Source organism: Flavonifractor sp. An4 (assembly GCF_002161755.1).
In the GTDB taxonomy this organism is placed as follows: Bacteria; Bacillota; Clostridia; order Oscillospirales; family Oscillospiraceae; genus Flavonifractor; species Flavonifractor avicola.
This window is the reverse complement of the sequence record NZ_NFIL01000003.1, coordinates 1-22,594: the sequence shown is the minus strand read 5'-3', so window position 1 is coordinate 22,594 and position 22,594 is coordinate 1. Positions and strand designations below refer to the sequence as shown.

The 22,594-nt window shown below is 59.4% G+C and carries 17 protein-coding genes; 3 read left to right on the top strand and 14 right to left on the bottom strand.

Going from position 1 to position 22,594, the window contains the following annotated elements; all coding sequences use genetic code 11:
• Positions 1-72: 72 nt before the first annotated feature.
• The 8 genes from B5F94_RS02105 to B5F94_RS02070 all read right to left on the bottom strand — a co-directional run bounded on the left by B5F94_RS02105 (position 73) and on the right by B5F94_RS02070 (position 14,813).
• A complete protein-coding gene (locus B5F94_RS02105) occupies positions 73-1,275 on the bottom strand; it encodes a YibE/F family protein (protein WP_087327274.1) in 1,203 nt (400 codons plus the stop codon).
• 76 nt (positions 1,276-1,351) lie between these two features.
• Positions 1,352-7,630: an S-layer homology domain-containing protein gene (locus B5F94_RS02100; RefSeq protein WP_143383227.1), complete on the bottom strand. Its 6,279-nt coding sequence runs from the start codon at positions 7,628-7,630 to the stop codon at positions 1,352-1,354.
• Positions 7,631-8,092: 462 nt separating this feature from the next.
• The gene (gene xylB, locus B5F94_RS02095) at positions 8,093-9,619 is read right to left on the bottom strand and encodes a xylulokinase (RefSeq protein WP_087327269.1); all 1,527 of its coding nucleotides are present in this window, start codon (positions 9,617-9,619) and stop codon (positions 8,093-8,095) included.
• A 66-nt stretch (positions 9,620-9,685) separates the two neighbouring features.
• Positions 9,686-10,996, bottom strand: coding sequence for a xylose isomerase (gene xylA / locus B5F94_RS02090; RefSeq protein ID WP_087327266.1), 1,311 nt, complete (start codon positions 10,994-10,996; stop codon positions 9,686-9,688).
• 29 nt (positions 10,997-11,025) lie between these two features.
• Positions 11,026-12,033: an ABC transporter permease gene (locus tag B5F94_RS02085; RefSeq protein WP_087327263.1), complete on the bottom strand. Its 1,008-nt coding sequence runs from the start codon at positions 12,031-12,033 to the stop codon at positions 11,026-11,028.
• 4 nt (positions 12,034-12,037) lie between these two features.
• Positions 12,038-13,003, bottom strand: coding sequence for an ATP-binding cassette domain-containing protein (locus tag B5F94_RS02080; RefSeq protein WP_242965545.1), 966 nt, complete (start codon positions 13,001-13,003; stop codon positions 12,038-12,040).
• 25 nt (positions 13,004-13,028) lie between these two features.
• The gene (locus tag B5F94_RS02075; RefSeq protein ID WP_087327257.1) at positions 13,029-13,457 is read right to left on the bottom strand and encodes a sugar phosphate isomerase/epimerase family protein; all 429 of its coding nucleotides are present in this window, start codon (positions 13,455-13,457) and stop codon (positions 13,029-13,031) included.
• Between the two features lie 228 nt (positions 13,458-13,685).
• Entirely contained in the window at positions 13,686-14,813 is a 1,128-nt protein-coding gene (locus tag B5F94_RS02070; protein ID WP_087268095.1) for an ROK family transcriptional regulator, read from the bottom strand.
• Positions 14,814-15,040: 227 nt separating this feature from the next.
• On the opposite strand from B5F94_RS02070, the gene B5F94_RS02065 reads away from it, so the two are divergent.
• Positions 15,041-15,418 carry a BlaI/MecI/CopY family transcriptional regulator gene (locus B5F94_RS02065; RefSeq protein WP_087327254.1) on the top strand — a complete coding sequence of 126 codons (378 nt, stop codon included), beginning with the start codon at positions 15,041-15,043 and terminating at the stop codon, positions 15,416-15,418.
• A complete protein-coding gene (locus B5F94_RS02060; RefSeq protein ID WP_087327251.1) occupies positions 15,415-15,879 on the top strand; it encodes a M56 family metallopeptidase in 465 nt (154 codons plus the stop codon). The genes B5F94_RS02065 and B5F94_RS02060 overlap by 4 nt, the downstream gene beginning before the upstream one ends.
• A gap of 74 nt (positions 15,880-15,953) precedes the next feature.
• On the opposite strand, the gene groL is transcribed toward B5F94_RS02060, so the two are convergent.
• The 6 genes from groL to B5F94_RS02030 all read right to left on the bottom strand — a co-directional run bounded on the left by groL (position 15,954) and on the right by B5F94_RS02030 (position 21,884).
• On the bottom strand, positions 15,954-17,579 hold the full coding sequence (gene groL, locus B5F94_RS02055; RefSeq protein WP_087327248.1) for a chaperonin GroEL: 1,626 nt from the start codon (positions 17,577-17,579) through the stop codon (positions 15,954-15,956).
• A 213-nt stretch (positions 17,580-17,792) separates the two neighbouring features.
• Positions 17,793-18,077 carry a co-chaperone GroES gene (locus B5F94_RS02050; protein WP_087188593.1) on the bottom strand — a complete coding sequence of 95 codons (285 nt, stop codon included), beginning with the start codon at positions 18,075-18,077 and terminating at the stop codon, positions 17,793-17,795.
• 202 nt (positions 18,078-18,279) lie between these two features.
• The gene (locus tag B5F94_RS02045) at positions 18,280-18,549 is read right to left on the bottom strand and encodes a hypothetical protein (RefSeq protein ID WP_087327245.1); all 270 of its coding nucleotides are present in this window, start codon (positions 18,547-18,549) and stop codon (positions 18,280-18,282) included.
• Between the two features lie 42 nt (positions 18,550-18,591).
• Positions 18,592-19,539, bottom strand: coding sequence for a diacylglycerol/lipid kinase family protein (locus B5F94_RS02040; protein WP_242965543.1), 948 nt, complete (start codon positions 19,537-19,539; stop codon positions 18,592-18,594).
• A gap of 38 nt (positions 19,540-19,577) precedes the next feature.
• Positions 19,578-20,750 (bottom strand): S-layer homology domain-containing protein, encoded by a 1,173-nt coding sequence (locus tag B5F94_RS02035; RefSeq protein WP_087327239.1) that lies wholly within the window; start codon positions 20,748-20,750, stop codon positions 19,578-19,580.
• A gap of 3 nt (positions 20,751-20,753) precedes the next feature.
• A complete protein-coding gene (locus tag B5F94_RS02030) occupies positions 20,754-21,884 on the bottom strand; it encodes a THUMP domain-containing class I SAM-dependent RNA methyltransferase (RefSeq protein ID WP_087327236.1) in 1,131 nt (376 codons plus the stop codon).
• A gap of 133 nt (positions 21,885-22,017) precedes the next feature.
• Between B5F94_RS02030 and B5F94_RS02025 the strand changes: the two genes are divergently transcribed.
• Positions 22,018-22,458 (top strand): NfeD family protein, encoded by a 441-nt coding sequence (locus B5F94_RS02025; protein ID WP_087327232.1) that lies wholly within the window; start codon positions 22,018-22,020, stop codon positions 22,456-22,458.
• Positions 22,459-22,594 lie beyond the last annotated feature (136 nt).

The following is a 22,594-nucleotide window of genomic DNA, read 5'->3' as shown; positions in this document are numbered from 1 at the left end:
TTCTGCATAGAAAAAAGCCACTGGAAATTCGCTAGAATTTCCAGTGGCTTTTTTCTTTTTTGATTTGTCCGCTTATCCAGCCCGCTTCTTTTTCTTCCCCAGCAGCAGGGAGGCAAACAGGGAAACCAGCGGCACGGTCAAGATAATGCCCACCGAGCCGGCCACACTCTGGATCAGCTCAATGGCCATGGTATCGCTGTTGATGATCTGAATCAGAGGGTAATGATAGACCTGGAAGAGCAGCAGCATATTGAAGGAGGCGCCCGCAAAGGCCAGGATCAGCGTATTGGCCATGGTGCCCATGGCGTCCCGGCCAATGTTCATCCCCGAGCGGAACAGGCGGCCGGAGGTAATCTCCGGGTCCACCGTCCGCAGTTCGTGGCAGGCAGAGGAGATGGACATGGCCACATCCATCACCGCCCCCAGGGCGGCGATGAGGATGCCGCTGACCAGCAGGCCCCGGATCTCCAGGGGGCTGTCATAGGCCCGCAGCACCAGTTCCTCCGCCTCCGACATATTGAACCCGCCAATCGGGGTGATGATCCCCACGATCCAGGCAAACAGGCCTGCCGCCGCTACACCGCATACGCAGCCCAGTCCGGCGCACAGGGTTTTGCGGGAAAAACCGGTCAGCATCAGCAGGGACGCCGCCGCCGTCAGCGCCGCAATAAAGATAGCCGACGGAATGGATGGCGCTCCCTTCAGTACCATGGGAATGAGCAAAAACCAGATACCGGCCAGGGTGTAGGCCAATCCCAGCAGAGCCATGACTCCCTTTTTGCCGCCAATGAGGATCAGCAGTAGAGCAAAAACCACCAGCATCCCCACCAGAACAATACCCCGGTCGTAGTTGGGAATGGAGACCACATATGGGTCCCCATTGTCATCCACATCCAGCCGCACAATGACCCGGGTACCCAGGGAACAGTCCACATTGGCATAGGCGGTGAGGTAATTGATGGCCTCCAGAACGGCCCCCTTGTAGGGACCGCTGAGAATCTCAAGTTCCAAATACTGGCTGCCCACCCGCAGGCCCTCGGTCCATTCATCCGGCTGGGCATCATCGGCCAGGATATCGGTAACGCGGGCAGAAGCAAAGTTTCTCTTCTGGGCCGCAGTCAGCTCCCCATTCTCCGGTTGGAGCAGCACACCCCCCACCACCAGAATGAGCAGCAGGCACAGCCCCACAATCAGCCCTGCAATCCGGCCCTTGCTGGGAGGCCATAGGGGCTGCTTTTCCAGCAGAACAGGCTGCTTTTGTTTCTTTTGTCCCATGGCGCTCTCCTCTCAAGATATAAGGCGGGGCGCCGCCCACCGAGGCAGGCGGCGCCCCGCATACGCAAGTATGGAATCAGTCGTTTTCTGCAAAGCGGGCCAGCACGGCAGCCACTTCCGCACGGGTCGCGTTCCCCTGAGGATTAAGGGTGCCGGCGCCAGTACCGATAATGATACCGGTATCCACAGCCCAAGCCATAGCCTGGGCGGCCCAGTCGCTGACAGAACCGCTGTCAGGATAGGCGGTCAGGTCGCACTCAATGACGGGGCTGCCCACAAGACGCCACAGCATGGTGACCAGCTGCTCACGGGACACGGCAGCCTCCAGATTGGTACCGTCGGACACGCCGTTCTCCACCGCCCAGGCCACACCGGCCTCATACCAGGTAGCGCCGGTGGAGGTATCCACGCCATTGTAGCGGGCCAGGATGGTAAGGATCATGGCCCGGCTGGTGGTCATGAAGGGGGAGAACTGGGTGGCAGAGGTGCCGTTCATGAGGTCGTTGTCATAGACATATTTTACGGCACTGTAGAACCAGTCGTCCACATCCACATCCGTGAAGGGCAGTTCGTTCTCCACACTCTTGGCGGCAAAGGAGGCTTCCACAGTGACAGCGGAGGCGGGCATGGCAAAGGTGTACTTGCCGTCCCCCTTGTCGGTGAGCTTGATCTCGTTGCCGTTCTTGTCGGTAACGGTCAGTACATTCAGCTCGTAGCCTTCGTCAGCCTTCACAGTCAGGGTGATGGTCAGGCCCTTGGAGGCGCGGGTGCGGCTGGCAGTCACGGTACCGTTGTCGCTGCCCTCCACAGTGATGGCGTAGGTGGTGGAGCCGCTGGTGGAGGCTACAGTACATACGATATCCGCTCTGTCACGAACTCGGATGCGGGGGAAGGGGCCGTCGGGGGCGTTGAAGGTATTGTCGTAGGAGGCAAGACCGGTGGCGGTGATGTCGCAGCCCACCTCCAGACCGTCGATCTTCTTGTCGCTGGTGATATAACCGTCGATAAACACGCGGCCGATATTACCTTCGCTGTCACGGACCATAATGGTCTGAATGGAGCCATTCTCTTCCTGGAAGGAGACAACGGTGCCCTTCAGGGTGACCAGGCTGCCCAGGACGGAACCGTTGTTCAGCTGGTCAGCGGTGATCTCCATGGGGGCAGGAGCCTCCGTCTCGCCGATCTTTTCAATGGAGGTCACGGCGATCTGACGCTCGCCCTGATAGGAAGAGGTAGTGCCGGTGATACGCACCTTGTCGCCGGTCTTGTAATTGCCGGCCACGGGGAAGGCGTTGATACCGGCGGTGTCGTCCTGGACATAGATGCAGTCGAAGAAGGCGGTATCCTTGTCGTAGCCGGAGGCATTGGAGGTAACCACACCTTCGATGGTGTACTTCACACCTTCCAGTTCCTGAGCCTGCACCTGTTCGATGGGAGTAACAGTCACGGGGTTCAAATAGTTAACCAGATTCTCGCAGATGTTGTAGTTGGAATAGTTCTTCTCAGCACCGGAGTCGCCTACCTCGGCCTGCACCTCAAAGTTGGACATGAAGGCTGCGCCGGAGACAATGATGAGGCCCTTGTTGTCGCCCAGGTCCTCGGTGGCCAGCACCATCAGGCGTTTATCGCCCTCGGCCACAGCGTACTTGGGCATGGAATCGCCGCCCAGGCCGTCGTTATCGCTGTCCGCAGAGTAGGTGGTGGCGTGGCCGTAGACCACGGGAGAGACGGTGGCAGGTATCTCGGTGGTGGGGTTGCCCGCATCGTCCACCACATAGATGGAAGCGCCGCCGTACTGACTGAAGAGCTGAGAGTACAGGTTGTTGTTGGGATTCTCGGGATCAAACTCCACGCCGTTCATCAGGAAATGGTCCCAATTATAGGTGGAGAGATAGAGACGCTGGGTCTGTCCGCCGTTGAGCTTGTCATCGTTGGTGGCGTCGTCACCAATACGCAGGGAAGAGCCCAGAGCCTCCAGAACCTTGTTCTGCTGGGCAGCCATATGGTCGGCAGCATCAAAGGCGGCATAGCTTTCGTAGTAGTCCGACCAGCCAGCCACGACCAGGGTGCCGCCGTCGGCGTTGAAGGCCTTCAGGGCCTCGATCTCCGCATCGGAGTAGCAGGCGTAGGGATCTCTCAGTGCGGTACCATCCCGGCGGGAGGGCGCGGTGAGGATGATGGCCTTATACTTGTTGTCCTTGTTCTCACAGGCGGCGATCAGGTCGTCGCTGGTGTTCAGCTGAACCGTGCGCACCGAGTAGCCGGCAGCCAGATTGCCGAAGTTGCCCATGGAGTCCTTGTAGTTGCCGTTCACATACTCATTGTAGTGGGAGGCGTCGATACCGATGTAAACCAGCTGGCTGGCGTCCAGGATATCCAGGGTCACGTCCTTGGAGTAGGTGTACTCGATGTCGCCCTGCTCCAGAACCGCGGTGACGGTGACAGTCATCACCCGGGCCATATCGGGGATATAGCTCCAGTCCACGGTCATCGTGCCGGAGGCGGGGAGCTCATAGCCCTTGGTGTCGGCGCCCAGGACCTCGCCGCCGCTGGAGTAGGTGATGGACTTGACGGTGGCGGGCTCAGACTCGCTGTTGAAGAGGGTGGTGGTGAGGGTGAGGGCCTCGCCGGTAACGGGGGTGGCGGTGCCGCACTCCACGGAGGAGACGCCCAGCTTCACCACTTCGCCCACCCAAACGGGAGCGGTGACGGCCAGGTCGCCGTCGCCCTGGGTGACGCGGATAAAGTAGTAGCTGTAGTCGGCGGGGATGGCGCACTCCAGCTCGCCGGCGGCCAGCTCAGTGGGGTCATCCCAGGTGTAGGCCACGGCGCCGGAGTTGACCACCACTTCCACCTTGGAGATGGAGTCGGAGGCGTCGGGGTCATACACGCTGACGTTGATGCTGACATTCTCGGGGACCTCGGAGATAATGGAGCCCAGCAGCTGGCCGTTGAGGGTGTAGTTGATCTCCAGGTTCTTGTCCTCGGTGGCGTAGACCCGCCGGTCGCGGATGGCCTGGTAGATGCCCTCCTGGGAGAAGTCATCGGTCAGGATAACGTCGCGGGCGTCGTTGGCGTTGCCCCACTTGCCCTTGTGGTTGTCCTGATTGTTGGTGGGAGCCACGTGCCAGCCCTTGTCCAGGGCCATGATGTACTGCTCATAGCTGGGGTAGTAGCCGCCGGCGCCGATGGCGCCCTCGCCGTTGCCCACCTCTACCAGCTGTATCCGGGTGTCAATAATGGGGTCATAGTAACCGAAGTCGCTGAAGTTGCCGAAGGTGGTGCCGGGGTGGTTGAACTGACTGATGGAATTAACCAGGTTCTTGTTGCTCAGCAGGGCATAGTAGGCCTTCATGCCCGCGTCAGCAGTCTTGTTGTTCAGCGTGGTGTTGTTGCGGGAGACGATGCCGGGGGTGTTAAAAGTGTTGATGTGGCCGGGTCCGCCGGACCAGGTCATCTCGAAGCCCGCCAGGGCCACCAGCTTGCCGGCGTGTTCGGTATTGAATCTTTCGATGGTGCCGGTATAGGTGTTCCACTTCTCCGCGCTGGCCTCTGTCATCTGGCTGGCATCATAGAGCGCAGCCTCGGGGTTGGCAGCGCCGGAGGTGTCAAAGTAGTTGGAGTGGTCAGTGAAGGCCACAAAGTCCACGTTGGCGCTCTCGGGCAGGTTGGCCACATAGTTCAGGCCCTCCTGGAGGGTGCCCGCACCGTCGGAGTATTCGGCGGTGTGGGAGTGGAGCTGTCCAAAGTAGAGCTGATACTGGGCCGTGCCGATGGTAAAGGTCCAGGTGCGGGAGACGGTCTTTTCATCCGCCCGGGTGACGGTGGCGGTGACGGAGACCTTGCCGTCGGCCATGGCCTCGGCGGGGGTGTAAGAGGCCTTGCCGTTCTCCACGGTGGGAATAACATCCTGGTCGTTCACCTTCAGGGTGACGGTGGGATTCTCCCCGGCGTTGCCGAAGGTGAAGCCGATTTCGGGCTGCTTCTCGTCGCCGGTCTGGGCATTGGCGGCGGGGAACACCTCGAGGATATAGGGCTCATCCTTGACAGCAAGGGTGGTGGTGCCGGTAAAGGCCACGTCCTTGTTGTCCGTTCCCTCAATGGTGATCACCAGATCACCGGCACCCATGGCAGAGCTGGGAATGGTGAAGGTATAGGTGCCGTTATCATTGGTCAGCTGGGCAGCGGTGTCGCCGTACTTAGCGGAAATGTCCTTCACGCCAAAGACGGAATCCACGGTGAAGCTGACGGAGTACTCCTGACCCACATAAGCGTCGGGCAGGAGCCCAAAGGTGACAGCGGGCATATTGACCACGCCATCGGTGACGGTAACGTCCTCAGCCACAGGGTAGAAGTTAAAGGTGTAGATGTCCTTATCGCTGTCATTGTACAGGCTGTAGGTCTTGTAGGAACCGGCATAGTATTCCAGGTACTGGGAGTACTTGCCGTTGAATTTGGCGGTACGGCTCTCCAGGTTAAAGCCGCCGTTGAAGGGGGTCAGCTTCCAGTCGGCGTCCTCGGTAGCCTCGGCAGCATAAAAAGCGTTGTTGCCGGTACCGTTGGAGCAGAGGTAGCCGTCATGTTCTGTCTTGAAGCGGAAATACTCGCCGTTTTTCTCCACGGTGAACACCCGTGCGCCGTTGGCAGGGGTGGCCACGCCGTCGGCCACGGTGGCCTCGGCGTTGTTGACGGAGGGGCTGGTCTCATTGCCGTCAGAACCGGCCAGAACGCCCTTGGCGCCCTCGTTGTAGAGTACCACCTGCGCGCCGGCCTCAGGCAGATCGCCGCTGGGGGGCTCGGGGAGATCGGTGACCTCATAGAAGGTCAGGGCAAACATACCCTCGCTGCCGGCGGAAATCTTGCCGTAGGAACTCCAGTTGTTTTTCTCGGCGTACCACTCCATATAGGCGCCGCGGACGGTGTTCTTGATGTAGTAGAGGCCGTTGCCCGCGTCCTCCAGCACCCACTTGTCGTTCTTCTCGCCCAGGGGCATACTGGAGAAAGAATCACCCATACCGATGTTCTGGCCATCGTAGGAGAAGGACCAGGTGCCGTCGCCGTTGTCGGCCACGGTCCACACATCGGCAGCGGTGAAGCCGGACAGGGTGCCATCCTCCAGGGCCACATCGGTACCGTTGTTGTAGAAGCCGTTATAGGTGCCGGACAGAGCCTTGCCATAGGCGGGGTTGTAGATGACCACCTGTTCCCCGTCATAGATGGGACCGGTGGAGGCGCCGGCAGTCTGGATCTCATCGGCGCTGGTGTTGCGCAGCTGGAAGGTACCGTTGAATACGCTCACCGCAGCGGTGATGGTGATCACATCGTCAACGGCCACGGCGGTCTTGTCCACCACGGCTTTGTAGAGCTGGATGGTGTTGCCTGCGGCGTCCTTTACCGTGATGTTGGGATTGGCATACTGACCGTTATTGTCGAAAATCTCCGTGACCGTTACATCTTCGATGGTCACATAGGTGCAGATATCGGCGTCGGTCAGCTCCCCGATGGTCTTGACCGCGGGGGTCAGGGTCACACCGGAGGATTTTTCATAGGTCGCACTGCCCAGCTGGGGCAGACCGTTATAAGTATCCCGCTTGCCGGTGGCAATGACGGTATCACCCAGGGCGATATCATCAAACTGGCCGCTCATGCGGGCGCAAATACCGCCGGTGCCGTCCTGGAGGTAGACATTCTGCCCATCCAGGAGGGTGACCACGCCCTTGACCGTCAGCTTTTCGGTGCCGTCGGCAGCGGCCAGGGCATCGGAGATGGAGATAACGGTCGGCTCATCGGGACCCGGTCCAGGATCAGGTGTGCCGGTACCCTCCACATACTGATAGAGTGTAAAATCACAGGGGTAACCGGCGTTGATGGTCGCGTTTTTATAGGCCCGGAATTTGTTTTCCGAATTCTTGTTGCTGGCCAGGGTCACAGTATCCTCCCCGGTACCCAGAAAACGGAAGGCTCCGTTTTCAAAGGAGGTGGCCCAGGTGTAGTCGCCGGCCTGAATGCCGTTGTTGTTGCCGCCCTTGGGCGCCACTTGGGTGCCGTTGGCGTCAGTGAGGGTAACGCCGCTGTCGGTTACGGCGATCTCCCACACCAGGCTGGCGTCGGGATCGGTGAGGCTGCCGCCTTCCTCTGTAACCTGTGTGGCAGTAAGCCATGTGCCGTCCAGCGCACCCATGGCATATCCGGAATCGACTACGATAACGTATTTTCCGTCCGTCAATTCATCCTGTGTGGTGATCTTGGTAAAGGTCCCCGTCTCCCCGGCGGCGAAGGCCGCGGTGGGCAGCAGGGACAGGATCATAGCGATGGTTAATAACGTGGATAGCAGGGGTTTCAGCTTATGTCTCATACTACGATCATCCATCCTTCCTCGCTGAGGCCGCCTGCGCGGCCATTTCTTCCTTCCAATATACCGGATGCTCTCACCTCCACACCGCAGATTTGGCCAACAAAGCCGGACGGTCCGTCCGGCTTTCCCTTCTGTTTCCTGGCCCTTTCCTTCCTTTCTTCCGGGCAGCACCATCTCTCCCCGGTCCGCAGCGGCTGAACCGCTCCGTTTGATACAGTGTTATTTTAACAAAACATTCCTTTGCGCACAAGCTTTTTTAAGTAATATCAGACTTTATACTGTATTATTTCTGAAAAATTTTTGTGTAATCTATGTAACAGCCCCTTTGTTGCTGGGATATTTTTCTTTATCTAGTTGTATTTCCCATGACAAACCCCATCCTCTTGGCCGGTGTTCTTCTGGCCGTGTTTCTCAAGCTGCACCGCAAAAACGCGGCGCTGCCGGTGGGCAGCGCCGCGTTTGTTACAGGTCGTACAGCTGTGAGAAGCTGTCTCTGAGGGCGGGATAGAGTTCCGTATACAGCCGGTAGAAGGGCTCATACCGGGCGCTGTCCCCGCTGTTGGGGGCACAGGACTGATCGGGATGGACAATGGCGTCGCAGGCAGCGGGCACGTCGGGATACACCCCGGCGCACACGCCCGCCAGGATGGCAGCGCCCAGGGCGGGCCCCTCCTGAGCCGCCTTGGCGGTCTGGACGGTGCAGCCCAGCACATCGGCAAGCATCTGCCGCCAGAAGGGAGACCGTCCGCCGCCGCCACAGGCCATGATGTGGTCGGGGGCCACTCCCATCTCCCTTAAAATGTCCAGACACTGGCGCTGGGAGTAGGACACGCCCTCCATCACCGCCCGGATCAAATCTCCCCGGCCGTGCATGGCGGACAGGCCGATAAAAGCGCCTCTGGCCTTCTCGTCCAGCAATGGGGACCGCTCGCCCATCAGGTAGGGCAGGTAGAGCAGCCGGTTGGCCCCGATGGGAGACTGTGCTGCCTCCCGGGTCATGATATCGTAAGGGTCCACCCCCTCCTCCGCCGCCTGCTGCCGCTCTTCGGCGCAGAACTGGTTGCGGAACCACTGGAGGGACAGACCGGCGGCCAGGGTACAGCTCATCACTGTCCACGCTCCGGGCACGGCGGCGCAGAAGGTATGGACCCGTCCGCCGGAATCGATACTCACCTGATCGGCGTGGGCAAATACCACGCCGGAGGTGCCCAGCGTGACAAAGGCGCGCCCCGACCGCACCACGCCGGTGCCCACCGCGGCCGCGGCGTTGTCTCCCGCGCCGCCCGCCACCGATGTGCCGGGGGCCAGGCCGGTAGCAGCAGAGGCAGCCGCCGTCACCGTGCCGGTCAGATCAACAGATTCATACAGCTTACCCAGCAAGGCCGGGTCAATGTCCAGCTTGTCCAGCACCTCCCGGCTCCAGCAGCGGTGGGCCACGTCCAGCAGGTTCATGCCGGAGGCGTCGGATACCTCGGTGGCAAACTCTCCCGTCAGCTTATAGCGCAGGTAGTCCTTGGGCAGCAGAATATGGCGGCATTTCGCATACAACTCTGGCTCATGGCGGCGCACCCACAGGATCTTACCGGCGGTAAAGCCGGTGAGGGCCGGGTTAGCGGTGAGCTGAATAAGCCGCTCCTTCCCTACCAGTTCCGTAATCTCCTGGCACTCCCGCCCGGTGCGGCCGTCGCACCACAGGATGGAGGGGCGGAGCACCCGTCCCTCCCCGTCCAGCATGACCAGACCGTGCATCTGGCCGGACAGGCCCACGCCCTTCACCTCACCGGGTGAGACGCCGCTCTGGTCCAGCACACCCCGGATGGTCTCACAGGCCGCCTTCCACCAGGCTTCCGGGTCCTGCTCCGCCCAGCCGTTGTGTGGCTGGTCCAGCGGATAGGTGGCGGTGCAGGAGGCCACGGTGCGGCCTGTCTCGTCAAACAGGGCGGTCTTAGTACCGGAGGTGCCCAGATCCACACCCATCAGATATGCCATAGCCCTTCTCCTTTCCAATGTAAAAGGGGCGCGCCGGGTCCGGCGCGCCCCTCCGCGCACAAGCGCTCAGCGGAACATGACGTTGTTGACGATGGTTTCCAGGTACTCCTGCCGGCCGCTGGGCACGTCGATCTTCTCCAGGCCCATGGCGTAATCGGACAGGGACTCCAGAGTGGCGGTGCCGTCCACGATGGTCTTGCCCACGCCGCTGCGGTAGCTGGCATACCGGTCCTCCACGAACTGGTCCAGCCGGCCGTCGGCCTGGAGGGCCAGAGCCTTCCGCAGGCCCAGGGCGAAGGAGTCCATACCGGCGATGTAGGCCAGCAGGATGTCCTCCAGGGTGTTGGAGGGACGGCGGGTCTTGGCGTCGAAGTTCAGGCCGCCGTTGGTAAAGCCACCCGCCTTCAGCACCTCCATCATGCAGTAGGTGGTGTTGTACACGTCGGTGGGGAACTGATCGGTATCCCAGCCCAGGAACAGGTCGCCCTGGTTTGCGTCGATGGAGCCAAAGGAATCGTTGACAATGGCGGTGCGCAGCTCATGCTGGAAGGTGTGGCCCGCCAGGGTGGCGTGGTTGGCTTCAATGTTCATCTTGAAGTCGCCGGTGAGGCCGTACTTCCGCAGGAAGTTCATGCAGGTGGCCACGTCAAAGTCATACTGATGCTTGGTGGGCTCCTTGGGCTTGGGCTCAATGTAGAAGTCACCCTTGAAGCCGTGGGCACGGCCATAGTCACGGGCCATGGTGAGGAAGCGGGCCAGATTGTCCAGCTCCAGCCCCATGTCGGTGTTCAACAGGGTCTCATAGCCTTCACGGCCGCCCCAGAACACATAGCCGGTGGCCCCCAGCTCAATGGCGGCATCCATGCAGGCCTTCACCTTGGCGGCGGCTACGGCATACACGTCGGCGCTGCAGGAAGTGGCGGCGCCAGCCATGAACTTCTTGTCACCGAAGTTGTTGGCGGTGACCCACAGGCACTTCTTGTTGTGCTTCTCCTGGAGCTCTTTCAGGTAGCCCACCATGACCTTGAAGTTCTCAATGCTCTCCTTCACAGTGGCGCCCTCGGGGGCAATGTCCACATCGTGGAAGCAGTAGTAATCCAGGTCCAGCTTATCCATCAGACCGAAGGCAAAGTCTGCTTTGGCCCGGAACTTGGCCATAGGATCGCTCTGGCCGAAGCTCTTGTCCATGGTGCCGCTGCCGAACATATCCACACCCTCGGCACAGATGGTATGCCAGTAACTCATGGCGAACTTCAGGTGCTCCCGCATAGGCTTGCCCGCCAACACCTCATCGGGGTTGTAGTATTTGAAGGCGAAGGGCTCGTTGCTGTTCGGCCCCTCATAGACAATTTTGTCGATTTCCTCATAGGTTTTCATAGCGATACCCTCCCTTTTGCATTTCAGAATTATGCTGTACGCGCCTTGCGCAGTTTCTGAGTGATGGCAGGCAGCATCTGCACGGCGATAGCCAGCAGCAGGATGGCGCCTTTAATGGTGTCGTTGATCAGCGGGTTGAGACCCAGAGCGGTGATGATCTTGTCGATAATGGTAAAGGACATGGAACCGAACACCACACCCAGGATGCGGCCCTTACCGCCCGACATACTGATGCCACCGATGACCACGCCGGCAATGGAGTACAGCTCATAGTTCTTGCCGCTGGTGGCCGGGTCCACGGAGCCCACGTTAGCCACATAGAGGAAGGATGCGATGCCCATCAGCACGCCGGCGATGACAAAGACCAACACCCGGGTCATGCTTACATTGATACCGGAGAGCTGAGCGGCCCGCTCGTTGCTGCCCAGAGCATACACCCGCTTGCCGAACTTGGTACTGGTGGACAGGTAGGTCATAATGGCCACTACCACCACCAGGATGAGCACCAGAATGGGGATCTGGATCACCGACTGGTTGCCGATGACCCACAGAGGCTGCCACTGGGACAGGCCGGCGTCCAGCTGATAGATGGTCCAGTTGTTGCTGTTCATCACGGTCTGAGCGATGGAGCGGTACATCAGCATGGTGGCCAGCGTAACAATGAAGGCCGGCATTTTCACCAGGCCGATGAGCACACCGTTGATAAGGCCCAGAATCACACCCATGAAGACGGCAAACAGGAAGGAAAGGGCGATGTTGTTGGTGTTGTTGAACACCATGACGGTGAGACCGCCCACCAGCGCCAGCTGGGAGCCCACCGACAGATCGATGTCGCCGGTCAGGATGATCAGGCCCATACCCAGGGCAATGATGCCGATGACGGTGGAGTGACGTGGAATGTTCATCAGGGTGGTCATGGTGGTGGCGCCGTGGTTGATGATGAGGAACACCACCAGGATGGCCAGGAAGATCAGGATAAAGTTATATTTGTGCCAGATACTTTTGACCAGAGCGGCCGCGTTGTTCTTCTCTTTCATGGTCTCACACCTCTTGTCCCTGCTCCGCGCGGATGGCGGATGCGTTGGTAGCCAGGAGCATGACCCGCTCCTCGGTGATCTCGCTGCGCTCCAGCACGGCCTGGACACCGCCGTGGTAGAACACCACGCAGCGGTCGGCCACCTTTTGGATCTCCGGGATCTCCAGGGTATTGACGATGACGGTTTTGCCCGCCTTGGCCAGCTCCTGGATCAGCTTGTAGATCTCGGTCTTGGCGCCCACATCGATGCCCTGGGTAGGATTGTCCAGCAGCAGGATCTCCGCCTCGGTGTTGAGCCACCGGGCCAGGATCACCTTCTGCTGATTGCCGCCGGAGAGGCTGACGATCAGGTCCTCATGGCTCTCCGCCTTGATGTTGAGCATCTGCTTGAGCTTGTTGTACTTGGCCGCCTCCCGCTTCACATGGATATGGGGATGGCGGCCGCTGAGGGTGTGCTCAGCGCAATATGTATTCTCTAGAAGCGTCATATCAGGAATGACGGAGTTTTCCTTCCGATTGGCGGCCAGCATGGCCACCTTGTCCTTCATGGCCTTATGGATGGTACCGGAGGCTACCGGCTTGCCCCATATCTTCAGTCTGCCGGCGGTAAAGGGAATGGCCCCAAAGACGGCCTGCATCAATTCGCTGCTGCCGGCGCCTTTCAGGCCGGTAAAGCCAAGCACTTCGCCTTTGTGGACGGACAGGGTCACATCGTGGAAGCCCTTGCCGGTCAGTCCCTCCAGCTCCAGGATGGGTTCACCCAGCTTGCGGGCCTCATAAACCTCCTGGTTCACATAGCCCTCACCCACCATCTGCCGGGTCACTTCCTCCGGCGTGATGTCGGCGATGCGGCCTGAGGAGATGAAAGAGCCATTGCGCAGGATGGTATAGCGGTCGGCGATCTCAAAAATTTCCGGCATCTTGTGGGAGATAAAGATAAAGGACTTCCCCTCCCCCTTCAGCCGGCGCACGATGCCGAAGAGATGTTCGATCTCCTCAGTGTTCAGAGCCGTGGTAGCGCCAGATGGGGGAGCCGGTAAAGCCGGTGATGATCTTGACGCCCATCTTGTTGGCCACCACGGCGGCCTTCTTCATGGTATCGACGCCCCACTGGCGGATGGCGTCGGGCTGATCGGCCAGAGCGGCGGGCGCAAAGTTATTCAGCCGGGGATCGGGCGCATCGCCCACGCACTGGCCGATGATGTGGGTAGCCAGGGCCTTGCAGATCAGGTTGTGCTTCTTCAGGATCTCCTGCACCCAGGGGATGTAGCTCTCGTCTTCCAGGGCCCGGTCCAGATCCAGATTGCTGCCCCAGCAGGCGATCTCCAGGCCATCATAGCCCATCTTCTCCGCCAGCGCACACAATTCGTCCAGAGGCAGGTCCGCCCACTGACAGGTACACAGAGTAACAGGTCGCTTGCCCATAGCTGGTTCCTCCTTTTCCTTATCACCGTTGCGCTATCGTAAATCAATTTTATAAAATAGATTTACTAAAGTTCTTGCCATTAGATTACACTCTCAAATATGAAAAGTCAATCCCCTTTTTGACATTTCTCCCAATTGCCGAAAAGATTGTATAAAGTGCTATGTGCCATTTGCCAAAAAGGGACGCCCGGCAGCACTGCTGCCGGGCGTCCCCTTTTTCTTATTTCATTAAAAGGAATCCAAGAAGCGGTTCACATCGTGCAGGGCCGTGCCCACACAGGCGCTGTGAGATTTGAACCGGTCCAAAGTCAGAAATGCGCCATCCTCGTCAAAGAGGGTCTTTTGGCATACCTCCTGCCGGATCAGATCCAGCTGGTCCTCCAGATAGGCCGCCAGCATTCCGCCCAACACAATATCACAGTCCATGCCCATCCGAATGATGGCTAGGCCGTCGGTCAGGTGATGGCGATATTGCTCCCAGGTCAGGGCAATCTGGTAGTTGCCGCACTTCAGCATGGAGAAAAACTCCTCCAGGGTAATGCCCAGATCATCGCTGAGCCGGGAGGTTGAGCAGTAGGCTTCCAGGCAGCCCCGCTTGCCGCACCGGCAGGGTCTGCCGTCTGGTACAATGCAGATATGGCCGAATTCGCCGCTGCGGCCGTTGTCCCCGACATAGGGCTTGTTCCCCATCAGGATGGCGCCGCCCACGCCGCGCTCCAGAGAGAGATAAATCAAATTTCTGCTCTCGCTTCTTGCCCAGCTCTCCGCATATCCACTGGCATTGGCGTCGTTTTCTACGCGAACTGCGTAGGAAAAGGCCCCTGTGATTTCAGCCAGAGGGATATCCCGCAGTTCCAGCGTGGGGGCAAACACCAGCCGCTCCCGCTCCGCATCCACAATGCCCGGAACGGTGATCCCCACGCCCAGCAGCCTTTTTCGATCCAGCCCCAGCGCGTCCAGGAAGTGCTCCAACAACTGGGCCACTTCCTGATAATAATGGGGGCTGTGGCTGAACTTCTTACACACTTTTTGGTATCCCAATTCCTGAGCCCGGATGTTGATGGCCACCAGCCGCACCGCGTCATCCATAATGGAGATGCCCACAGAAAACCGCGCGTCCGCCACCAGGGAGATGGTCCTGGGCTTCCGCCCGCCTGTGGAGGCCTGGGTACCGGAATAGGACAACAGGCCCTCCTCCAGAAAATCGTTCAGATTACCGGATACCGTAGGCAAACTTAGCCCCAGGGCCCCGGCAATCTCCTGCTTGGTCACCGGCTCCCCGTTTTGATAAATATATTGATAGATTCTTCGCCGATTGGTTTGTTTCAGGGCCGCAGACGTTAACGCTTTTTGCATACGCCACCCCTTCTTTTATAAAAGTATTTTCTATTACTATCAACCTATCATATTCTGGTCCAAAATGCAAGGGGCACCTGAAAGAATTTTCAGCTCGTGAAGGAAAGGGCACCTCCCCCTGCTTTCCCCAGCCGCTGGCTCCATTAACTATTTAGTTAATATCTTCTTGACTTCCCGTTCGAGATGCGCTATAGTCTTATTAGACAAATAGTTAATGGAGGTGTGGTATGGAACGCAGTGTATCTCTTTCTCACAGCGAGTGGCTCATCATGCAGGAAATCTGGAAACGAGGGACTGCTACCTTTCGGGAGATCTGTGACGGTGTTGCGGCCCAGAACTGGAGCAAGCCGGCGGTAGCCGCCTTCCTGAAGCGTATGGAGAAGAAGGAGGCCATCTCCTGTGAAGAGGCCAAGCCGGTAAAGCTCTACCGGCCACTGATTCAGAAGGAAGCAGCGGTACAGGAGGAGACCCGGCAGATTTTGGACCGGGTATACGGTGGGGACGTGGCCCTGCTGGCCCAGTCCCTGGTGAGCTCGGAGGCGCTGGACAGCGCAGAGGTAGAAGAGCTGATCACGCTTTTGCGGAAAGGCAGGGAAAGCTCATGACACAGCTGCTGCAAATGACCGTACAGGGGACTTTACTCATCGCCGTGCTGCTGCTCCTGCGCACACTCTTTCGCAGGCGCATCTCCCCTGTGATCCTCTACGCCCTGTGGCTGCTGCCTGCCGCCCGGCTGCTGATTCCAGGCAGCGTGGAGAGCGCCTTTTCCCTGCAAAACTTCGTTCCTGCCTCGGCGGAGCAAGGGATGGCAACCGTACTTGGGCAGGGATCAGCCCAAGTACCTCAGCTGTCCCAGGCACAGACCACTCTCCCACCTGCTGCGGCAGACCTTGCACAACAGGCTGCCATACCCAGTGGTGCTGCTCTGGACGTAGGGACTCTACTTACAGTCAGTATGTATTATGATGGCGGTCAGGAGGACACGCTGTCCTGTGTCTTTGTCACCGGCGACGGCGGCAGAACCTGGGCGGCCATCACCAGTGGAGGGCCGGATCAGTCCGACTGATGCTGTTCCCTGCAAATCCGACAAGAAAAGGCCCCCGGAACAATGTTCCGGGGGCCCCAATGTTTGGCGTTGGATTAGTACATACCGCCCATGTCGGGGGCAGCGGGAGCAGCGGGAGCGGGCTCCTTCTTGTCGGCCACCAGAGACTCAGTGGTCAGCAGAGTGGCAGCGATAGAAGCGGCGTTCTCCAGAGCGGAACGGGTCACCTTGGTGGGATCCACAATACCGGCGGAGATCATGTCCACATAGGTCTCGTTGTAGGCATCGAAGCCATAGCCGGTCTTGTCGGCCTTCTTCACGTTCTCCAGCACCACGGAGCCGTCGATGCCGGCGTTGGTGGCAATCTGGCGCATGGGCTCGGTCAGAGCCTTGGCGATGATGCGGACACCGGTCTTCTCGTCGCCCTCGGTCTCGTCCAGCAGCTTCTCCACAGCGGAGACAGCGTTCACATAGGCGGTGCCGCCGCCGGCCACAATGCCTTCCTCAACAGCGGCGCGGGTGGCGTTCAGAGCGTCCTCGATGCGGAGCTTCTTCTCCTTCATCTCCACCTCGGTGGCAGCGCCCACGCGGATGATGGCCACGCCGCCGGCCATCTTGGCCAGACGCTCCTGGAGCTTCTCGCGGTCATAGTCGGAAGTGGTGGTCTCGATCTGGCTGCGGATCTGGTTGGTACGGTTCTTGATGGCCTCGGAGCTGCCGGCGCCGTCCACGATGATGGTGTTCTCCTTGGAGACCTTCACCTGGCGGGCCTTGCCCAGCATATCCATGGTGGCTTCCTTCAGCTCATAGCCCATGTCGGCAGTGATGACGGTACCGCCAGTCAGAACGGCGATATCCTCCAGCATCTCCTTGCGGCGGTCACCGAAGCCGGGGGCCTTGACGCACACCACGTTCAGGGTGCCGCGCAGCTTGTTGACGATGAGGGTGGACAGAGCCTCGCCCTCCACGTCCTCGGCGATAACCAGCAGCTTCTTGCCGGACTGCACCACCTGCTCCAGGATAGGCAGCAGCTCCTGGATGTTGGAGATCTTCTTATCGGTGATGAGGATGAGGGCGTCGTCCAGAACGGCCTCCATCTTCTCGGTGTCGGTGACCATATAGGGGGTGATATAGCCGCGGTCGAACTGCATACCTTCCACGACCTCGCTGTAGGTCTCAGCGGTCTTGGACTCCTCAACGGTGATAACGCCGTCGTTGGAAACCTTCTCCATGGCCTCAGCAATCAGCTTGCCCACGGTCTCGTCGCCGGAGGACACGGTGCCCACGCGGGCGATATCGTCGGAGCCGTTGACCTTCTTGGAGTTGGCCTTGATGGCCTCCACGGCGGTGGCGGTAGCCTTGGCAATGCCCTTCTTCATGACCATGGGGTTCGCGCCGGCAGCCAAGTTCTTCAGGCCCTCGCGGATGATGGCCTGGGCCAGCAGGGTGGCGGTGGTGGTACCGTCGCCAGCCACGTCGTTGGTCTTGGTGGAAACTTCCTTCACCAGCTGAGCGCCCATGTTCTCAAAAGGATCGTCCAGCTCGATCTCCTTAGCGATGGTCACGCCGTCGTTGGTGATCAGGGGAGCACCGAACTTCTTGTCCAGCACCACGTTGCGGCCCTTGGGGCCCATGGTGATCTTAACGGTATCGGCCAGCTGATTGACGCCGCGCTCCAGAGCGTGACGGGCTTCCTCACCGTAGCAAATGATCTTAGCCATAATGAATTACCTCCATGCAAATTCCGCCTGAGCGGAATTAAAATCAAAATTTGTCCGGAGCAGGACACGCGCCTGCGCAGGACACCTATGCTTGCTCCGCCACCGGCGGGCAACCGCCTTTGTGTACAAAGGCGAGGGGGGTACCGGAACCGCTGTGCCGCCTGCGGCGCGGCGGTTTCGTATCCAGGGGGACGCAATCCCCTTGGACGTTCTTTACTCGACGATAGCCAGGATATCGGACTGACGAACGATGGTGTACTCCTCGCCGTCGATCTTCACCTCAGTACCGGCATACTTGCTGGTGATGACCTTGTCGCCCACCTTCACGGTCATGGTGACTTCCTTGCCGTCCACCAGGCCGCCGGGGCCCACCTCGATGACCTGAGCCACTTCGGGCTTCTCCTTGGCAGAACCAGTCAGGATGATGCCGCTCTTGGTCTTTTCTTCGGCCTCAACCAGCTTGATGACCACACGGTCGGCGAGAGGCTTGAGTTTCATAATGGGTTCCTCCTTATATGATTCATTTTCTTATTAACCAATCCAATCTGTTAGCACTCATTTTACCGGAGTGCTAACCACGTGTATGATAATACCTCTCTCCGCACAAAAAATCAACCCCCTTTTTTGAAAAAAGGGGGTCAGTTTTGGAAAAATTCAAGTTTTGTTCACAAACTCACAGCAGGAGTGCTAATCCATGCTCTCACATCTGGCTCCAGTAATGCTTGGAACGCTCCAATTCCTGGGTAATCCTGATCTCCTTATTCTTTTCGTCCAGGTCCATGCCCTGACCCACCGTGCGGCAGGCTTTGCTGTTGATGGCGCACACAAAGACAGTGACCGCCACAAAAACCGCATAGAGCAGCCACGCCAGCAGACTCGTACGCAGGGCAGTCAAAAATGGGACCAGAAGGACGCAGGGAAGATAGAGGGCGCTCAAAATAATCATGGTCCACTTGACGATTCTGTACATAATATCCTCCTTTTGAACGGATAGGCCTATATTTGTACATCTCTATTTTACCATACACGCTTTCTCTTTACAAGCTCGCGCCCCCTGCCATGTGGCCCCGGCGGGATAGAAAAACTGCACCTTCTGATCGGACAGGCGGATGGACAGGTCGGTTCCCTCCACCAGTTCGCCGTCCACATTGACCGCGGTGAGCCGGTCGCACCGCACATTCATGGCCCGGCCCCGGCGCAGAATGGCCTGCGGGATGTCCCCGATCTCCCCCCGGGCAAATTTTTTGATCAGTGCCAGGACCGTAAAACGGGACACTGCCGGGATCACGATGAAGTCCAGCATCCCGTCGTCGGGCATAGCCGTGGGACTTGGATTGAAACCGCCGCCGTAGTACCGGCCATTGCAGGCACACAACAGGGTGAACCGGTCGCCGGGCATAAACTCGCCGTCGATCTCCACCCGATAGGGCAGGTGGATACCCCGGATAATGGTACGCAGGGCGGACATCTGATAGGCCGCCGTGCCGCTGACCAGAGGCAGCTTCTTGAAGTCAGCCGCTCCAAAACCGATGCGGGCGTCAAAGCCCACCGAACACACATTCAGGGAGTATCGCCCGTTGCATTCAATCAGGTCCATGGCGGTCTGCGGCCCATCCAGCAGCTGCTCCAGCTGCCAGAACCGGGCGGCATCCTGGCCGAATATGCGCAGAAAGTCATTGCCCGAACCCATGGGGCAGTGGGTCACCGCCACATGGGCCTGTCCCGCGGCTCCGTTGACCACCTCATTGAGGGTACCATCTCCGCCGCAGGCATATACCCGCAGCGGGTCTCCCTGTTGGGCGGCCTCCTGCACCAAACGGGTGGCGTGGCCGCTTCCCTCCGTCCGCACCGCCGACCACTCCGACCGGCGGCCAGCCATAATGTGGCGTATCTTCTCCAGCATCTCCTGGCTGCGGTCAAACTTCCCCGCATGGGGGTTCATCACGAACAGGTGCCGCACAGGCACCCTCCTCTCTCTCTCTTTCAATCTGCTCCAACTCATGCGGCAAGGATATTGGGATTAAATGTCCTCCAGAGGGTCAGCCGCTGCTCCGCCCTTGCCATACGGGCCACAATGGCCGCCGCCTCCGCCCGGGTCACCGTTCCTTTGGGGTTGAAGGTCAGCTTGCTGTCCACACCGGTGAGTACGCCCTTGGCATACAGGCTGTAAATGGCGTCCGCGCCAGGATCGCCCGGCTTGACGTCGGGCACGGAGACCTTGATCCTGGACAGATCGTTGATGTTCTTCATGTGCTTGGCCTGGCTGGTAGCCGCAAAGATCTGGGCGATCTCCCGCCGGGTAGCCGGGCGCAGGTAGTCCTTTTGGCTGAAGGTGCCGCTCTGAATGATGCCGCTGGCCAGACAGTAGTTCACCGCGCCGGAGTACCAGTAGGGTCCGGTGGAACTGCTGGTATGGAAGCTGTCATCTTTATAGCGGCTTTCCATGGTGGCGGCCAGCTTGAGCACCTCAGCCACCGTCAAGGTCTGCTCCGGCGCATACCGGTTGCCGCCCACACCGGAGGTCAGCCCCACATTGTAGGCGATATCCACCCATACCGCAAACCAGTCCCTGGGAGACACATCACTGAAATCGGGCAGCTTGCCCCGGGTCAGAGAAAACCGGGCGGAGGGCACTCCCTTCTCCACCAGGATGCGGGGCAGCTCAAACACCGGGATCTTGGTGACCTCTCCATCCTTGGTCAAGGTAAGGACCCGGGTCCCTCCCTGCTCCGTGATGGTGGCACTGTCATAGATCAGGTCGTACAGCAGATTGGTGGTTCCCCCCTGTCCGTCGGAGAAAGGCAGAATACTGGCCACACCCCAGCGGGTGCCCTTCTGCACCACATAGAGGCCGCAGTCCAGGGGCAGCAACGTGCCGTACTCCGGCTGGATCAGGTAGGTGCCGTCCGGCCGGATCACACCCAGCTTTCCATCCAGATTGACGGCGGCCAGGCCCATGGAGAAGGATACCACACTGTTGTATTTCAGGGGGATGACTACCCGCTTCTGAGCGTCCACAAAGCCCCACTTGCCGTTATACTCACACTGGGCCAGTCCCTCGCTGTAGCCCCACACTGTAGCTCCCTCGGGTGCGGCCAAAGCCTGCCCCCCCAGCAGAAGGCAGAGGGCCAGCAGCAAACAGGGCAATCGCAGCGTCCTCTTCTTTTTCATATCCTACCTCCGTCTGTCAAGGCCATACTGGAACAGGTCGCATTTCAGCATACCGTTATACAGCTTCCGCTTCTTGTCCGCCGTCCGGCCAAAGGTCCGCTCAAACTCGGTATGGGAGGAGAGTACGCTCACCTTCCACCCCTCCGGCAGGGTGCGCACTGCCTTACCGAAGGCCCGGTACAGGTCCTCCGCCTCCCGCTTCTCCAGAATGCGCTCGCCGTAGGGGGGATTGGTGACCACCCGGCCCACGGGGGCGTCCCGGTGGAATTTTACCGCGTCGGCCACCTCAAAGCGGACCACATCTTCCACATCTGCCTTTACCGCGTTGTCCCGGGCAATGGCTACCGCCTTGGGATCGATGTCCCCGCCCCAGATGTCGTAACCGCCGTGGAACTCCTTGTCCATGGCCTCGTCGGCGGCCTGGAGCCACAGCCCGCTGTCCAGCCACTTCCAACGCTGGGCGGAGAAGGCCCGGTTCAGTCCGGGGGCCCGGTTCTTGGCGATGAGAGCGGCCTCAATGGCGATGGTGCCCGAGCCGCAGAAGGGATCGCAGAAGGGATCTTTCCCCCGGTAGCGGGAGAGGAGCACCATGGCGGCGGCCAGGGTCTCCCGCAGAGGCGCCACCACGCCCACCGCACGGTAGCCCCGCTTGTGGAGCCCAGCCCCGGTGGTATCCAGCATCAGGGTGACCTCATCGTGCATCAGAGAGAACTGGACCTGATAGAGGGCGCCGGTCTCCGGCAGGGTATCCATGCCGTACTTCTGCCCCAGCCGGGCGGCCAGAGCCTTTTTCAGCACAGACTGGATGGCAGGCAGGGCATGGAGCTGGGAGTTGAGGGAATATCCCTTTACAGGGAAGGCTCCCTCCCGGGGGATAAACTCCTCCCAAGGCAGGGCTTTTGCCCCTTCAAACAGGGCCTCAAAGTCGGCAGCATGATACCGCCCCACCACCAGCAGCACCCGCTCGCCGGTACGCAGGTTCAGATTCACCCGGGGGATGTCCGCCGGCCGGGCCTTGCAGCCCACCCGGCCGTTCTCTGCCTTCACCTCCGGCAGACCCAGCCGGCGCAGCTCCTCGGCACACAGGCCCTCCAGACCAAACAATGTGGGGATCAGCAATTCCAGTTCTTTCATGTCAGGCTCCTTGTCACAGCAATCGTTTGGTCCAGTATACCCTATTTCGCTCCGCTTGGCAAACTGTAACGGAATGTCACTTCCCTTTTTTATGGAACTATGCTAGGATAAGCGTAAGAAAGGAGGTCCGTCTATGCCAATACCCAGTATTTGCTGGCTGGTGGCGCTGGTGGTTCTGGCCGTTCTGGAGGGAGTGACTGTGACCCTGGTCTCCCTGTGGTTCGCGCTGGGCGCACTGGCCGCACTGATCACGTCCTTTTTTGTGGATAACATTTGGATTCAATTTGCGGTATTCCTGGTGGTCTCTCTGGTCACCCTATTGGTGATCCGTCCCCTGGCCCAGCGCTATGTGACCCCCAAGCAGGTGGCCACCAACGCCGACCGGGCGGTGGGCGCCGAAGGTGTGGTCACCCAGGCCATCGATAACCGGGCCGCCAAAGGTCAGGTCACGGTGAGCGGCGCCATATGGACCGCACGTTCCGATTCGGAAGAGCCCATCCCCGAAGGTACCCCTGTGCGGGTCCTGCGGATCGAAGGGGTCAAGCTGATTGTCACAAGCATAAAGCAAGCCTGAACACCCATCAAGTGTTTGAAAAGTCTGCAAATAAAAAATCAATAGGAAAATGAGAAAAATTTGCAGGCACAGGAGAAGGCGAAAAAAGGGTATGAGAAAAGAACCGCCGCGCAAGCGCCGGTCAAATTGAAAGAGA